This window comes from Desulforhopalus glucosivorans (assembly GCF_054397165.1).
The window spans coordinates 4094813-4111323 of the sequence record NZ_AP044854.1 but is presented as its reverse complement, the minus strand read 5'-3'; the positions used below and the strand labels follow the sequence as shown (position 1 = coordinate 4111323).

General features: G+C 43.3%; 14 protein-coding genes. 7 read left to right on the top strand and 7 right to left on the bottom strand.

The window, feature by feature from the left end; all coding sequences use genetic code 11:
• Positions 1–8 precede the first annotated feature (8 nt).
• From ACX6CI_RS17735 to ACX6CI_RS17715, 5 genes are all read left to right on the top strand, one after another.
• Entirely contained in the window at positions 9–425 is a 417-nt protein-coding gene (locus tag ACX6CI_RS17735; protein ID WP_458774990.1) for a hypothetical protein, read from the top strand.
• Positions 418–1602: a tyrosine-type recombinase/integrase gene (locus ACX6CI_RS17730; protein WP_458774989.1), complete on the top strand. Its 1185-nt coding sequence runs from the start codon at positions 418–420 to the stop codon at positions 1600–1602. The genes ACX6CI_RS17735 and ACX6CI_RS17730 overlap by 8 nt, the downstream gene beginning before the upstream one ends.
• Positions 1586–2566: a tyrosine-type recombinase/integrase gene (locus tag ACX6CI_RS17725; protein WP_458774988.1), complete on the top strand. Its 981-nt coding sequence runs from the start codon at positions 1586–1588 to the stop codon at positions 2564–2566. The genes ACX6CI_RS17730 and ACX6CI_RS17725 overlap by 17 nt, the downstream gene beginning before the upstream one ends.
• On the top strand, positions 2563–3582 hold the full coding sequence (locus ACX6CI_RS17720) for a tyrosine-type recombinase/integrase (protein WP_458774987.1): 1020 nt from the start codon (positions 2563–2565) through the stop codon (positions 3580–3582). Before ACX6CI_RS17725 ends, ACX6CI_RS17720 begins: the two co-directional genes overlap by 4 nt.
• A 316-nt stretch (positions 3583–3898) precedes the next feature.
• Entirely contained in the window at positions 3899–4099 is a 201-nt protein-coding gene (locus ACX6CI_RS17715) for a Tn3 family transposase (RefSeq protein ID WP_458774986.1), read from the top strand.
• A 68-nt stretch (positions 4100–4167) separates the two neighbouring features.
• On the opposite strand, the gene ACX6CI_RS17710 is transcribed toward ACX6CI_RS17715, so the two are convergent.
• Complete coding sequence (locus tag ACX6CI_RS17710) at positions 4168–5964, bottom strand: B12-binding domain-containing radical SAM protein (protein WP_458774985.1); 1797 nt, start codon at positions 5962–5964, stop codon at positions 4168–4170.
• 120 nt (positions 5965–6084) lie between these two features.
• On the opposite strand from ACX6CI_RS17710, the gene ACX6CI_RS17705 reads away from it, so the two are divergent.
• Together ACX6CI_RS17705 and ACX6CI_RS17700 are read left to right on the top strand one after the other, a co-directional pair.
• A complete protein-coding gene (locus ACX6CI_RS17705; protein ID WP_458774984.1) occupies positions 6085–7059 on the top strand; it encodes a sensor histidine kinase in 975 nt (324 codons plus the stop codon).
• A 17-nt stretch (positions 7060–7076) separates the two neighbouring features.
• Positions 7077–7805: a response regulator transcription factor gene (locus ACX6CI_RS17700; protein ID WP_458774983.1), complete on the top strand. Its 729-nt coding sequence runs from the start codon at positions 7077–7079 to the stop codon at positions 7803–7805.
• Between the two features lie 354 nt (positions 7806–8159).
• On the opposite strand, the gene ACX6CI_RS17695 is transcribed toward ACX6CI_RS17700, so the two are convergent.
• From ACX6CI_RS17695 to ACX6CI_RS17670, 6 genes are all read right to left on the bottom strand, one after another.
• Positions 8160–8540, bottom strand: a complete 381-nt coding sequence (locus ACX6CI_RS17695) for a hypothetical protein (protein ID WP_458774982.1) — start codon at positions 8538–8540, stop codon at positions 8160–8162.
• Between the two features lie 74 nt (positions 8541–8614).
• Positions 8615–9664 carry an ATP-binding protein gene (locus tag ACX6CI_RS17690; protein WP_458774981.1) on the bottom strand — a complete coding sequence of 350 codons (1050 nt, stop codon included), beginning with the start codon at positions 9662–9664 and terminating at the stop codon, positions 8615–8617.
• A gap of 90 nt (positions 9665–9754) precedes the next feature.
• Entirely contained in the window at positions 9755–11476 is a 1722-nt protein-coding gene (locus ACX6CI_RS17685; protein WP_458774980.1) for a SpoIIE family protein phosphatase, read from the bottom strand.
• Positions 11477–11972: 496 nt separating this feature from the next.
• Positions 11973–12365, bottom strand: a complete 393-nt coding sequence (locus tag ACX6CI_RS17680) for a c-type cytochrome (RefSeq protein WP_458774978.1) — start codon at positions 12363–12365, stop codon at positions 11973–11975.
• A 562-nt stretch (positions 12366–12927) separates the two neighbouring features.
• Complete coding sequence (gene glpK, locus ACX6CI_RS17675; RefSeq protein ID WP_458774977.1) at positions 12928–14415, bottom strand: glycerol kinase GlpK; 1488 nt, start codon at positions 14413–14415, stop codon at positions 12928–12930.
• Positions 14416–14622: 207 nt separating this feature from the next.
• Positions 14623–16341, bottom strand: coding sequence for an ABC transporter substrate-binding protein (locus ACX6CI_RS17670; RefSeq protein ID WP_458774976.1), 1719 nt, complete (start codon positions 16339–16341; stop codon positions 14623–14625).
• Positions 16342–16511: the final 170 nt, after the last annotated feature.

The window sequence follows — 16511 nt, the reverse complement described above, 5'->3', positions numbered from 1 at the left end:
AGGAGCATATGACCAGCAGAAAACCCCTTGTCGGCGATCGCATCAGAACAATAGAAGGGAGCTTCGCCTGGATCGGTCACCGCTTTCTACGGGGTGGGTATTTTACCACCCTCGGCCACCATGAACTGATCCTGTATTTCTTCCTGATCCTTGTGGCCGACCGCCAGGGACTTTCCTATTACCATTATGACAAGATCTGCTCTTTGCTTGGGATTTCTTTAGATGACTACATAGTTGCCCGCAACCTGCTGATAGACAAAGATCTAGTCGCCTTTGACGGTACTTTTTTCCAGGTTCTCTCTTTGCCGCGAAGCCCTGTAATCCAATCTGCCAAAGTGCTTCAAAACCAGGATGACATGAAGACATTTGACAGGGCCACGATTGAGCAAATCATGAATAAGCAACTCAACCGCAATCATGAATGATAAAGACTCTGAAAGACTCTCGCTGGCAGTTGAGCAATATATTCTGCAACGGATAGAACAAGGATACCGGGACACGGACATTACCTCCCAGTATAAAATACTGATGGATTTTCAAATATTTGTAGAGAAGCGGGTAAAGGAATGGAATGCAATTTTCACCCTTGAGATATTGCGGGAATTTATGCATGCTGGCAATGACATCAGTAGACGACAAGGGGCTGTCCGGGGATTGGCAAGTTTCCTGTACCAGGAAAAACTTATTCCCCAGCCCATTCCGAGAAAATCAAGACCAATATTGCCAAAAATATTTGAACACTATCTGCATTATTGTGCGACAACCCGCTACGATACCGCAAAAATGGTAGAGCATGTACGGCGGATTCTTGAAGCATTCAGCCACTATCTCAAACGCAATAATCTCAAACTTTCAGCAATAACTATAGAACAAATAGACACCTTTGATCAGGAGTATAATGCACCGTATGCCCGGCAAAGTCAGAAATTAAACCGCAAATGTTTCAGGGGTTTTCTGAGGTACCTCTACCATGATCGTCATGCGATCAAACGGGATTTTGCAGCATTACTCAAGGTGCCGCGAATGTACCATCAGGCAAAGCCACCTTGCTTTCTGCGCGCGGGCGAAATCAAACAACTCTTTGAAAGTATGACCGAGACAACCTCTTCTGGACTACGGGCATATGCGATGGTCCATATTGCCTACACGATGGGGTTGAGGCCACAGGAAATCAGCAGATTAACTCTGGATGATATTGCTTTCGGCAAAGCCGAAATGTGTGTGCGATACCGCAAAGCCAGTTCACCGGTCACGATGCCGATTCCGCAGAAAACGCTGAAAGCCATTGCGGCCTACCTGGTCGGAGGTCGCCCGGAAAGCGATTGCCGGGAACTCTTCCTACAATGCCACCGACCCTTCAGGCCTGCCAAGTCATGGACTGTTTGTTGGGCAATAAAAAGCTGTATGAGAAAAGCCGGTTTACCTAAAGAAGCTACGGCCTATTGGCTGAGACATAGCCATGCGCAACATTTACTGGAAGCCGGAGCGTCGCTCTTTGAGATCAAGGAAATGCTTGGTCATGAGGATATTGAAGCGACCAACACGTACCTCCATATTCATCTCAAACTCATGAGGAGGGTTATTCTTGGCGAATTTGTTTAAAAGCTTTCTGGCACTGCAGATGGAACAATATGGTGAATATCGACAAAACCTTGGTTGTTCCACAGCAGCAGTAAACAGGCTGAAACTGTTTGATCGTTACCTGGTAAAGGAAAATGTGACCACGATCGAGCACCTAACACCTCTGTTCTTTCTGAAAATGTTGAAAGATCTGGAGATAGAGCAGAATACAAAAAGCAGGGTGATTGATGGGGTGGGCGGTTTCTTTGAATATCTCGTGCGGATCGAATTCTGCCAGACTAACCCTCTTACCGGAGTTCCACGTTTCAAAAGAAACAACATTATTCCCTTTATTTTCTCTGAACGGGAGACTGAGCAGCTACTTGAAGCTGCCTGGCAGCAGGTACGCAGGGAACATAAACACCTTTTTCTGGGGGACATGAGTTGCTGTATGGCTCTGCAGCTTTTGGCCCGCTGCGGTTTGCGGATATCTGAACCCCTGAAATTAAAAGTGAGTGATTTCAGGTTAGATGAGAGAACAATCTATATAAGAAAAACAAAGTTCAGCAAGGATCGGCTAATCCCCATTCCCAGGGACGTGGCAAACCATCTGTCGGACTATCTTCAGCTCCGCAAAACCTTGTTGCCGGTGAATAATCAAAACCCGTATCTCCTGGCCAAAAATCCCACCAAAGGATATGCCCAGCGTATTCGCAACTATTTCCACCGGGCAAGAAAAGAGATCGGGCTCACACAAACCAGGCAGGTTATAGGCAATACCAACATCAGCGCTCCTACACCGCACTCGTTGAGACATTCCTTTGCAGTTAATACCCTCAGGCGGATAAGAGAACGAGGTGATTCGCCACAAAACGCTTTGCCTGTTCTTTCTGTATACATGGGGCATAGGATGTACTTCTACACAATCTACTACCTTAAACTGATCGATGCGGACCAACACCGGAATCTCATTGATTTCATGATCAAGTACCCACTAACCCCATGAAACTTGTCAGCTGTGTCCATCAATTTTTTGAGCAGTATCTGCCACGGATCAAAGGATACGGGCTCAACACGATTAAGTCCTATCGTGATGCATTCTCTCTTTTTCTACCTTTTGCCAGGGATACATTTGGTATGCCTATCAACTCCTTAGAACTTGAACAGCTCACCCCGGAGTTGATTGTGGACTTTCTTGGTTGGCTCGAAAAAGAGCGAGGAAACAGCGCCAGAACCAGAAATCACCGATTGGCGGCCATACAGTCTCTGGCTAAAATGATCCTCTATAAGCATCCTGAAAAAAGAGATATTGCAGAGAAAATACTGAATATTCCCTGTAAACGCTACCACAGGAATGTCATCGGCTTTCTCAACCAAGAAGAAATCCTGGCAGTTCTTGAGTCCGTGAACCTCAAGTCGGTACAAGGCTTCAGAGATTATACCATACTCAATCTGCTTTTTGATTCCGGTGCCAGGGCCAGTGAAGTGGCTACACTCGATCTCGACTATTTTGATCCACAGCAGAAAACGCTGGTCATTCAAGGCAAGGGTGGTCACTTCAGGATGATAACACTCTGGCCCAAAACTGTTGATCTTCTCTCCAGATATGTCGAAAGATATCGAACAACACCGCACATTCTTTACAGGAATCGTCTGTTTCTAAACCAGCGTGGAAAAGAACTTACTCGGCACGGAATATATAGACTGTGTCGGAAATATCTGGAAAAATCCTTGCCGGAAAAGCGGCTGAAAGACCTCAACCCTGCACATAGCTTCAGACACTCCTGTGCCGTCAATATGCTTCTGGAAGGACACCCTATATCTGATATAAAAAACCGTCTCGGTCACGATAGCGTTAAATCAACTATGATCTATCTACACCTCGATTTAGGTCAACGGCAAGGAATACAGAAAAAGTTCATCAATCATACACAATCGCTGCTCAATCAGGATGACAAGGTCGGTGAACTACTCGACTGGGAAAACAAGGAGGAAATTTTAGACTGGCTCGATAGTCTGTAGTGCTTTCCGATCTCCGCAAGGTTGATGGACAGGTGAAAAACAGGCCGACTTATTATGTTGTATAAAAAAAGAGAATCACTCTTAAAAATGGCATAACTATCTGAAATGAAATAGAATAAAGTGATAATTAGTGCTTGCAGAGAAATCTATGTCATTTCAAGCAGATAGACCGACTCGCAACATAACTTTGGTAAGGTTTGTTTTGATGTTGCTCCATTTCTGTACTAGTGCATAACGTGAATGAACTTTTCGATTTGCTCTTTTGAAGCAGTAGCAACAGATTTCATTACGAACCAGTTCACACCCTCAGAGCAAGGTGGAGCTCTCCAATCGTTTCACTCGCGCTGTTTCTGTTGGCAATCCAAGAGGATATACCCAAGGCGATAAAGAAAGCCAGGAAGTCGCCGAGACCTGCACCCGGCTTATTAACAACGGGATCATCTGTTGGAATTCTCCCCCCCCCAAAAAAAATATCTGCCTGAACATAGCAGCGTTTTGGGGGCAGAACCCCCCCTAAAACGCCAGCACACAGGGGATGTGAAAAATCCTGTGGTGCGTTTCGTACCTTTGTTGGAATTAACCCTTTTACCTGCTGTCACTCTCCAGGGCTGCTTGAGGCTGATTGCCTGGTATAATAGCCGAAGCTTTTCCGAGTTCGGTCAAATCATCCACAAAAGTCGCCGAGACAAGAGGTGTATTCACGATCTCCTGATTTGTGGTTTCACTACTGGCCGCTTTGTTTTTTTCGAAAAATGTTTTTGGTTCAAGAGTCCAGCCTGCAACAAGCCGTTTTTCTTCCTTTTTCATTGCCCAATAGATGTACCTACCGGCAACAGGTGCGATAATTCGAGGTTGGAGTCCGAGTGTCGCATAGATATCATGGAGGAGTTCATCAAGATTCTGGCAAAGAACGGTGTCGTCCCTGTACCACTTCTTCATCGCCCAGACAGCACCTGCGTGCAGGCTGCGCAATGGTTTGACGTCGGTCTCGAAACGAGCTCGTATTCGCAGGTCCTTATGGCTTTGATAACGTTGCCAACCTTTTAAAATGGTGCGAATCAAACGAAAGAGGCTAGGACCATTATTTTGGAAGTCCTGCCTGAATGCATTGATCAGATACTGTTCTTCATCACCTGCTGAGATATGAGGGTGACGATGGTTAAAACGGAACTGCCCATGGCTGTCAGACACCTTGAATTGTTCTGGAGGAAGCAAGGTCCCTTTTTCCTTGAGCTGATTATATAGAGGGGTACCCTGATTTGCAGTATAGAGCATGAACTGGTGGAAATCTACTGGGTGAGATGTGGCATAGTCGATGACCTGGCCGATATTGTCTGGAGAGTGTTCTTCAAGTCCAATGATAGATGAACCGAGTACTCTGATGCCATGCCCTTGTAAATCTTCCACCAAAGACACTGTATCAATACCTGCGAGTTTATTATACTGGCTTTTCTTACCCTCAAGTCCCATCCAAACCCATGTAATGCCAAGCTCTACCAGTTGTTCTATTTTGTAGGACCTCAAAACCGCCGCTGAACTAAACACAAAAAGTGCCCAGCTCTTGTTATGCTTTTTCATCAGGTCGAGCAGTGCCAATGCTCTTTCCTTGTGGAGAAGAAAATTTTCATCAAGGACAAAAAATGATGACACTTTGAGTTTTTCTTCAAGATCAGCCATAACGTTATAAAGTTCTTCGCCGCTGTCATAAAAATTCTTAAACTTGCCTTTACCACCAAAGAGAGCTGAGGTTGAACAAAAGTTACACCCCATGGGACAGCCAACGGAAGGTACAACAACTGCGGCAGTATCTCCTGGTTTATCCGATAGGGTCTGTCCTAAAATTCTTGTGCCGAAGGCTGAGGCTACTGCGGGATGTCTCACCGGTTTTTTGGTATCCTGTCCCAGGTAGCGTCTAAACCATTCAATCCCCTCCCCTTTGACTATGTGATCCGCGTCGAGAATCTCATCAATACTCTCCATATTGCAGATGTGTCCACCGATAACTATGATGGCCTTAGGTTGAATAGCACGTATAATTTGACACATTTTTTTGACTTTTCCAACATTAGGTATGATGGCACTAATACCAATAATATCATACTGATTGTCACTGATTGTTTGAGTGAATGAGTCAAGCTCAGGAAAGTCAAGCAGAGTACATGGACCATCAATGTTTTCTTTGATCATCAACAGGCCAAATGAGCGGTGAAACATTCTCAGTGAAAAAACTCCCTGTTCGCGGGTTACCTGATTGTGGTATAATTCCATTGGATTGAGGGTACTGCTGCCATATTCATCGTCTTGGGCATAGGGACCAAAAACGCTGGTCAGGAGAACTTTTGCCTTGGTGCCGAGGTGGTGGACGGGCTGGTTATTTGTCATTGTTGTTCCTTTGCTAATATTATACTCTCTCAAGTAGATATTATTAGTGTAAGGTATTAAATTCCTTGTAGATAGATAAGATTTTCAAATGACAATTCTTTTACAAAACATCTGAATGTGATGAGACGTGCTTTCTGGTTTGCGCACCCAATTTTTATCTTTATTTTCTCTATTATAGCCCTTGGGCTCTCTCTGTTTTTATATATCTACTGGTATGTAGAGGTCAGTAGCGGGCTGAAGGCTGTACTTGAAAAGACCAATCTTGACCCGCAACAGTTTGTAGCCTGGCAGACCTGGGTCGTGATCATGATTATGTCAATCCTGGTTGGCATTATTCTCATTGGTATTTTCATGATCTTTGTTTATCAGCGGAAAACTCTTGCGTTGTATAGTTCCCAGCATAAATTTATCAATAGTTTTACCCACGAGCTGAAAACTCCAACAACCTCACTCCGGCTCTATCTCGAGACCTTCATCAAACATGAACTGCCCCGAGACAAGCAATTGAAGTATCTTGAGTACATGCTCGCTGATGTGGAAAGACTTTCTGAAAACATTAATGGTATCCTTAATCTGGCTCGGCTTGAAGCGAAGATTTTTGGGGGAGAACTGGTTTTGGTCGACCTTGGGGAGAAAGTTGAAGGTTTTTGTGAGGACAATGTGCAGTTATTTAGAGGCAGCGATATCCAGATCAATAAGAAAGATGATGTGTGTTACTACTGCGCCATTAATCCTTCTCTGTTCCACATGCTGCTGATGAATTTACTATCGAACGCCATACAATATAATAATAGTGATAGCCCTCGGATCACTATTACTTTTAGCCAGACGGATAAAAATATACTGGTTAGTTTTTTTGATAATGGTATTGGCTTTGAAAAATCCTATGTCAAAAAAATCTTTAGAAAGTTCTTCCAGATTGAACGGGCAGATTGGAGCCAGTCTGGAGGAACAGGCCTTGGCTTGTATATGGCCGAACAGGTTATTAAATTCCATAAAGGCAAGATCTCAGCAGAAAGTGAAGGACCCGGTAAAGGAGCACGTTTTACGATTTCTTTGCCAATGATAACCCCCAAACAGGGAAGAGTGGAATAACCCACAGAGAAATTACAATGGATGCAATGAACAAAAAGCGTATTCTAATCATTGAAGACGATCTTCATATCGCTGAAGGGATTGAGTTGAATCTGAGTCTACAGGGGTATGAGGTGAAAGTGGCGCAGAATGGCATTGAAGGATTGGATGCCTGGAAGCAGTGGTCTCCCCAACTGATAGTACTTGACCTTATGTTGCCGGGCATTGATGGAATGCAGATTCTCAAAAATATTCGCCTTGAAGATGAGCGTCTGCCTATTCTTATTCTTTCAGCAAAAGTTGATCCGTCTGACAGGATTGAAGGTTTTGTTGTTGGGGTTGATGACTACATGACTAAGCCCTTCAGTCTTGAAGAATTCTTGCTGAGAGTCAAACGATTGCTCACACGGGACCAGTGGCAGCATGAAAAAGGTAATTCGCCAATCGGTGGTGTGGGTGGACAAGTTCCATATCGCTTTGGAATGAACACTATAGATTTCACCAACGGCGTCGCAGAATGCAATACTGGTAAAATTCAGCTCACAGAGCAGGAAATAAAGGTGCTGAAGCTTTTTATCATAAATAAAGGAAGACCTCTTTCTCGTAGTAAACTGCTTGAAATCGGCTGGGGATATAGCAAAGGAACCTCAACACGCACTGTGGATAATTATATCGTTCGGTTTCGGCGCTATTTTGAAGAGCAACCTAAAAAGCCTATTTTTTTTAAGAGCAGGCGTTCTCTAGGTTATGTTTTTGATCATGAATAACGTGGTCTACTTGGAGCAGGCATGTTACCTGATCTATAAAATTATACTTGAGGCGAGCAACTATTCCATTTCGTTATTTTTTTGTTTTTAATGGTCTCCCTTAACAATCTGACAATCTGGAATTATCTTTGATTTGAAGATGCTCCATTTCTGACATTTTTTCCAGGCATGATCAAGTCCGAACTTCACAGGAATAGTGTAAACTCGGAACGTTAGTAGAATATTAAGACCTTCGAGATGGTAATAATAACGTGGAGGTATGCGGATGACCAAAACCGCGACGCTTCCGGCCATCCGTTGAAGTGCGTGAAATATTACCTTCTTGAAGGATAGATAATGTTCATACTACTTCATTTAATTACCGTCGTTCTTTAAAAGTTGATCTTGGAAGTAATCCCATTCTTTGGTTATTTCCTTTATTCCATCCTTGTGCTTATCAACATCATTCAAATTAACATCAGCAGCACAATCCAGCATTGTATTGGATAATTCATTCATAATTCTGGCGCATTCAGATTGTTGTTCATGCGTCATCATATGCTTTTTCATGGTGTCGCTCATTTTCTTCATCAATTGCCCCATCTCCTTCATATTTTGATGGTTCATTGACAATTCCATCGTCATGGCATCATGCATGGGCATCTCCGTAGTAGATCCATGTTTTGATTGTGCCATGCCGAGAGTTGAAATCAAGAAAATACTGGAAACTATAAATGATAACAATAAGGTTTTCATAGTAACTCCTGCTAAGTAAAGGCTAATTTGTGGGGGGTGGAAATTCGAGCTGTCTCTGTAAAGATCTATCGAGGTTAAATTGAATCAGTTTTCTGCTTTTGTTCAGGCAGGGTGGAACTGACGTAATCGCCAGCATTTTCACTTGGACTATCTCGAGGAATTTTCATTTTGAAGGTAGCCCCGCCATTTTCATTCGATTCATAAAATAGATCACCTCCAAGGTCGCGCAGCATTTTTCTCCCGGAAGAGAGGGAAAGTCCATATCCATCTTCTTTTGTGGTGAAAAACACACTGAAAAGTTTATTTTCATTCTCTTTTGAGACTCCTGGACCGGAATCAGAGACTCCGAGTAGACAAAATTCCCCTCTTCCTGCTGAGGATATGACGATTGATTGACCGCTCTTTGAAAAATCAATTGCATTGTCAACTAGCGAGTCGATAACCCTTGGTATGGATTCGGAAGTAATCATTGTTGGACAACCATTTAGATCAAGATCTGTGAGAATCTTTATTCTCTTTTCATGGGCAAGTTTTTGATACGTCGGTAGCCTCTGTTGAATCAACTCATTCAGATCACGGGATAAAGACAGATTACCGAGTGGTTTACTGAATTTACTTAAGGACGCTAGAAGATTTTTTAACCGATCTATTTCGGAGATCATGTCATCGTAGGAAGACTTGCCCCCATTGGATCCTGCTAGTTTATGAATAGACTCTATTCGCCTCACAATGCTTTGCACCTCAAAACTAAGTGCAGAGGCTGCTTTACCAAGAGCAGTGCCTCTCTCGTTTTTAACTAGTTTGCGTTGCTGTTTGCGTTGCCGATCAGATAACCAACCGATGAGCAAGCCCACGAAAAAATAAAGGGCAATTTGGGTAAAAACAATTAAATGGCTGCTATGTTCGTGGTCACCAAACAGCATTGGAAGACCATATAACAAACTGATTACTGGGGCGGTTATCGATGCGGTTTGCAATCCGAACCAGAAGCTTGTAAGTATGAGAGGGATGAAAAAAAGTTGTTGATGCAGAATGTGGAATCCCATTTCGGATCCCGCATAGGTTATATGTATTATAGAAATTGATCCAACGAGCAAGGAGAGTATAACTGTTTTTAAGACCATTTTGTCCTCCAAGTATATAATCCGCCGGTTGCCTTCTCTCTCTTACATGTAAAAAAGCATATTGATGTTGCAAATTATTCTAGCTTAACGCTAAATTATTTTAGCAGATTGTGTCTTAATTATTGCCAAAGTGATGTCATCATTTTGTGACTGATTTCCACGAAACACCTCAATAGTGTCAAGAATGTTGTTTGTTATTTCCCTTGCCGACAATTGAGCATATTTAACTATAAGCTCTCTAGTTCTCTTTTTGCCAAATGCTTCACCATGTTTGTTTTCAACATCCCATATACCATCTGTACCTATAAGTAGGATTTGGCTATCATCTAAAAAAGTCTTCTTATTCATAGTTGGTTGATAATTTGAGTCAATTCCCATTGCTAGGCCAGATCCTTTTAGTTCTGTAAAAGTGCTCTGCTTTGGATAATATAGTAGAGCTGGCTCATGACCACAGCGCACCCATTCGATAGATTTTTCTGAACAATCGATCGTGATATAAAAAAGAGTTGCAAAATTACCAGAACGAAGAGTGTCTTTACACAAAAGTGTATTAACATCACCGGTAATCTCTTCTGACGATCCAGGCATGCTTGCTCTGCCTCTTAAAAGGGCGCGCAGTGTAGCCATCAGTAGTGATGCGCCTATGCCATGACCAACCACATCACCGACAACAACAGTCGCCCTACTTTCTGCATGTGATGTTTTGATGATATCGACGTAATCTCCACCAGTTTCATCACAGTATTTTGTTGCAACAGCAATATCTAAACCCTCTGCTTTAAAATCTACGTGAGGGAGCAGGTTATTTTGAACCTCTCCGGCTAAGCTCATCTCCTGGCGGAGATGAATACGCTCTTTTAACTGAGCACTCATAGTATTAAAACTATGTGTTAAATCACCAATTTCATCTTTGCTATCAATAACCAATGGGGAACCAAAGACTCCCATTGCAAGGCTATTTGCCCCTGTAGATATTCGATTTATGGATCGTGTCACTTTGCTTGTAATCACCCATAGATACAAGAGTACTGATAGGATGACTATGGTGCACAAAAGGTAGTAATACTTTTTGAAAGTAAGGATTGGTTGCAACACGCTTTTCCCATCTGCCATGACAACAATGGTCCACGGTGCTTCTTTGAGATGATAAAAGCCACTAACCATTTTAGGAGTCTTGCCTGGAGAAAAGACCGTACCAGAAGTGTTGTTTTGTATGGCTTGCCATGTCATAACTTCAAGCTCATTTGCCGATCCAAAAGTTCTCTTAGTTGGATCTATATTTTCTGTTACATCTTTTCTACGCTCTGTGCTTACGAGTATTGCCCCGTTTTGATCGAGTACAAATGCCTTGTTTCCTTTCCACCAAGGGGCGTTAACTATTTGTTCAACGAGATCAATAAATTCGACAACTACCTCGACATATGACTCATTGCGAATTTTTGTTGGTCCAAATTGAGCGACCACGGAGACGGTTTGACCCATTAATTTAGAATTATAGTCGAGTGATGATATTTGTATATTTTGTAAGCTATGCATCCCTCCCATGAAATTTTGATTTTCCTGTGAGAAATTCGATTTAACCTCTACAACACCATCAATTGCATTGAGTTGCTCAATAAGTAACTGTAAATCCCTCCAGGAAAGTTCTTTTAGTCTGTTTTGCTGAAAAAAACGAAAGAGCTCTTTAGGACGCATCAATCTCATATCAACATTGTGAGCAGATCTTTGCATCTTACTGATGGCAGTTTCTTCCCACTGATTAAATAAAACATTTTCTATCAGCCGGATACCTATACTACCTGCAACTAGCAAAATGAGACAAAGAGGTAGAATGACTAAAAATGCTAATTTTTGTTTAAGGCTTCTGGTACGTAGCATAGTAGGTAGATACCTGGGTTGTAGTACAGTTGTTTTATTTTAACGTCCTACTCTATATACGAATAAAAGATACTGATCCCTCATTGTTCTTTAAATGAGGTTTGATGAGGAAAGAGACTTTCTGCACTATTCTTGTTTGATTATATTGCACGGATTCGTAGCAAGGAAATTTGCAAAAAAGGTTTTCAAGACTGATATTTCTTATTGCACAACACAATTCTACGCAGTCGTTGGATCTAAAATCCTATTTTTCTTACGGAACAATAGAACGGGCAATGTTGATGAATATGCAAAAGCTAGGGGATTCGTTTGTTACCTTACGGCAGAAAAGTCTCGATTCATAATCGGTAAGTTTATACGAACAAGTAAATTGAGTCAGCTGTTCTGTCAGGTATTTTGAATTATTAGTTTGTGCGAATTACTTCATGACTTACTTGAGTGCTTTGATAAAATTGATTACATTCCAAATATCATTGTCATCAATATCTTTTTTGAAAGCAGGCATTTCACCTTTTCCTTCCTGTATTTTCCAGAAAAAATCACCATCCGAATGGGTGGCTAATCTTTGCACTAGATTGGGAGTATTTATCTCCAGATTAGTTTTTTCTGTACTTAACCCTTTGGCATTATCACCATGACATGCTGCGCAATTCTCCAGAAATACAATTTCTCCTCTGGATGTTGAGGCACTATCCAGGGTAATAGGATTGATCATTTTGCTAAATTCTTTTGGGGCCATCCAGCCATGAGCCCCTGCGATTGACCAGGTTAAAAACAATATAGATATTATCAATAAATTCGAATGTCTAAATTGAATACTCATACTTTTCTCCCATTATAGATGAAAAAGGTCAGCCTTCTAAAAATCATTGTGTCTATCATATCAGTTTTATTACGTATAAGATAGTAGCTGAAACTCATCTGATCGCTGGATCGTTATCGCAAGGATTTAGGCTCGTAATGGCAGTATTAATTATTTAAGGAATCCTGCAAATTAGGACTATTCCTGTGAAGGTCATGGAAAACTCGTCTCATAAACCTAGCAACATAAAAAGGTCTTCTTGGTCTTTTTTAAAGCAAGATATTCCTGACAAGAAAAACTATACCCCAGCCCAAAATGTTCCCGATTATTAACCGAGACAACTACTCCATTTTCGGCGATCGTCGGCGTTGATAATACTTTCATATGAACAATTGAATTGAATTAAGGTGAAAAATGGACAAACTTTATTGTCACTTTGCCGTTTTGGTCAATCTTTAATGTAAGTGGCCAAACTATATTGTCTGACGACAGCAGGTGGGAGTGGAATAGTGAGGGTGAAAAGAAGGGGCAACCTTACAACCATGATGTTGCATCACGGTTGTAAGGTTGCTCTGTGATGTAACTATTTAGTCAGGGTTCTGGAAACTGCGTCCTGCCAGCCTTTGTATTTTCTGGCGCGGATATCTTCATCAAGATCTGGGGTGAATCTCTTGTCCCTTTGCCAGCCATCACCCATTTCTTCTGGTGATGGGCAGATGCCGGCGAAAAGTCCTGCCAGATAGGCAGCTCCAAGAGCCGTGGTTTCGAGAACCTTAGGACGATCCACAGGTGCACTCAAGATGTCAGAGAGAAACTGCATGGTGTAGTTGGAGGCAACCATGCCGCCATCAACCCTGAGAACAGTCTCTCCCATATCGGTCCAGTCTTTACGCATGGCATCGAGCAAATCGCGGGTCTGGTAACAGACGGATTCAAGGGCCGCCTTTGAAAGTTCGGCAGGTCCGGTTGCACGGGTAATGCCAAAAATAGCACCCCGGGCTTCGCCATCCCAGTGGGGGGCACCAAGTCCTGTAAAGGCGGGTACTAAATATACATCTTGATTAATGTCAGCTTCCCGCGCAAGCTTTCCAGTTTCGGACGCTGCTTCAATAAGCCCCATGGCATCACGCATCCACTGTACTGCCGCACCGGCAACAAAGATTGAGCCCTCAAGGGCGTAGGTGGTTCTGCCGTTAATTCGGTAGCCGATGGTTGTAAGCAGCTTGTTGTTTGATCGCACCGCCTTGTCACCGGTATTGAGTACTACAAAACAACCGGTTCCATAGGTGGATTTAATCATACCTGGATTAAAACACGCCTGGCCTACAAGGGCAGCCTGCTGGTCGCCAGCAATTCCTCCGATTTGTATTGGAGCGCCAAGTACATTTGGGTCGGTCTGTCCGAAATCAGCAGAACAGTCGAGAACCTTCGGCAGGATTGATTCGGGGATGCCAATCAGCTCAAGGAGCTCTTTATCCCAGCAGTTCTCATGGATATTAAAGAGCATTGTTCTGGAGGCGTTGGTGGCGTCGGTAGCGTGGCTTTCTCCTGCTGTAAGGTGCCAGAGGATAAAGGTATCCACTGTACCAAAGAGTAGCTCTCCCGCCTCAGCTTTAGCCCTTGCGCCCTCGACGTTGTCGAGAAGCCATTTGATTTTGGTGCCTGAAAAGTAGGAATCAAGGAGGAGTCCCGTTTTAGCGGTTATCATCTCGTCGTGCCCTGCTTCACTAAGTTCAGCACAATATGAGGTCGTTCTGCGGTCTTGCCAGACTATGGCTTTATGAATGGCTTGGCCCGTTGTCTTATCCCAGAGTATTGTAGTTTCCCGCTGATTGGTAATGCCGATACTCGCGATATCTGTCGCACTAAGGCCGGATTTTTCAAGAGCTTTTTTGCAGGTAGAAAGCGTGGTGCCCCAAATCTCATTTGGGTCGTGTTCAACCCAGCCCGACTGAGGGAAGAACTGTTCAAATTCCTCCTGGGCGGATGCAATTATCTCAAGGTTCGAATTGAAAATGATAGCTCTACTGGAGGTTGTTCCCTGGTCGATTGCAAGAATGTGCGATGCCATCGCTGATCTCCTTATGTGCGAATCCGGTTAATACGGACACTAAAATTTTAAGCGATTTGCAAAAGTGTCTTTGCTCATAATATGTACGTTTTGTTCAAAGAAAAACAGGTTGCGGCAAGTGCCAGCAACCTGTTTTTTTTGCCTGTAACAGGCTGGGGCTGTTTTCGTCTAGCGTCAAGCGAGTGAGCTAGACGAAAGGGTTACTAATTATTTTGCTGCTTCAGCCCAGGTTTTGATGAGCTCATCATAATCAACAGTTATACCTTGAGGCTTCTCGTTGGCAAGTTTTGCTTTTGGAGAACCAGGCATGTTGAGCCATACGGATGGATCCTGTGGCTTATTAAGCTTAGGACCACACTCACCCTGGATGCCTGCACGCTCAAGACGCATAAGTACTTTGTCCTGTTGCTTTGCAAGTGAATCCATTGCTTCCTGAGGATTCTTGTCGCCGGTTACTGCGTCAGCAACATTCTGCCACCAGAGTTGAGCAAGTTTTGGATAATCAGGTACGTTGGTTCCGGTTGGAGTCCACTGAACACGGGCAGGACTTCTATAGAATTCAACGAGTCCACCAAGTTTAGGTGCACGCTCGGTGAAAGACTCATGGTTGATGTCACTGTTACGAATTGGGGTGAGACCAACGTGGGTTTTCTTCAGCGATACAGACTTGGAAACAACAAACTGGGCATAGAGCCAGGCAGCTTTACGGCGATCAACAGGTGTTGATTCCATCAGGGTCCATGATCCAGCATCCTGATACCCGAGTTTCATGCCTTCTTCCCAGTATGGTCCACGTGGGGAAGGAGCCATGCGCCATTTAGGATTGTCGTTTTCATCAACAACAGGGGTTCCTGATTTGGCCATATCTGCGGTAAATGCTGTGTACCAGAAAATCTGCTGTGCAATAGCGCCCTGGGCAGGTACTGGACCAGCTTCAGAAAAAGTCATACCAGCAGCTTCAGGTGGAGCATATTTTTTAAGCCAGTCAATGTATTTGGTAAGCGCATATACTGCAGGAGGTGCATTGGTAGCACCACCACGGGAAACAGATGAACCTACAGGTTGACAACCTTCAACGCGGATACCCCATTCGTCTACAGGAAGACCGTTTGGAATTCCCTTGTCACCACCACCGGCCATGGAGAACCATGCATCGGTGAAGCGCCATCCAAGAGATGGATCTTTTTTACCATAATCCATGTGACCATAGACAGGTTTTCCATCGATCTCTTTTACTTTATCGGTGAAGAATTCAGCGATATCTTCATATGCAGACCAGTTAACTGGTACACCAAGTTCATATCCATATGCTTCTTTGAATTTGGCGCGTAGCTCTGGCTTTTTGAACCAGTCATAACGGAACCAGTAGAGGTTGGCAAACTGCTGGTCAGGGAGTTGATAGAGGCTTCCGTCAGGTGCAGTGGTGAAAGAAATGCCCATGAAGTCATCGAGGTCAAGACCTGGGTTTGTTACTGCCTTTCCTTCTCCACCCATCCAGTCTGTAAGGTTCACAGCCTGCTGATAACGGAAGTGGGTTCCGATCAGATCGGAATCGTTAATGTATGCATCATAGATGTTCTTGTTTGACTGCATTTGTGTCTGCAGTTTTTCAATAACATCACCCTCACCAATAAGGTCATGGGTTACTTTAATACCGGTGATTTCTGTAAAAGCTTTTGCAAGAGTCTTGGATTCATATTCATGGGTGGTGATGGTTTCTGAGACAACTTTAATCTCCATACCCTTGAATGGCTCAGCAGCCTTAATAAACCACTCCATTTCCTTGACTTGATCATCTTTGGAAAGAGTTGATGGCTGAAATTCATTTTCTACCCAACTTTTTGCTTCGTCGATCCCCGCCTGTACTGCAGCGGGACCAGCCAGCAGGGTTGCCACGGCTGTTGCTGTTACGAGCTTTTTGATCATCGATTTTTCTCCTCTATTGTTTTACGATTTTCCTGTCACAGCGAGTGTGACAGAATTAAAAAACCAACCCCAGAATGCAGAACCTGATACCGGGGGGTAGTGTCTCCCGTTTACTGTGCTATCACAATGAAGAACAGGTTGTCAAATATGTTTGACATTTGAAGACACTA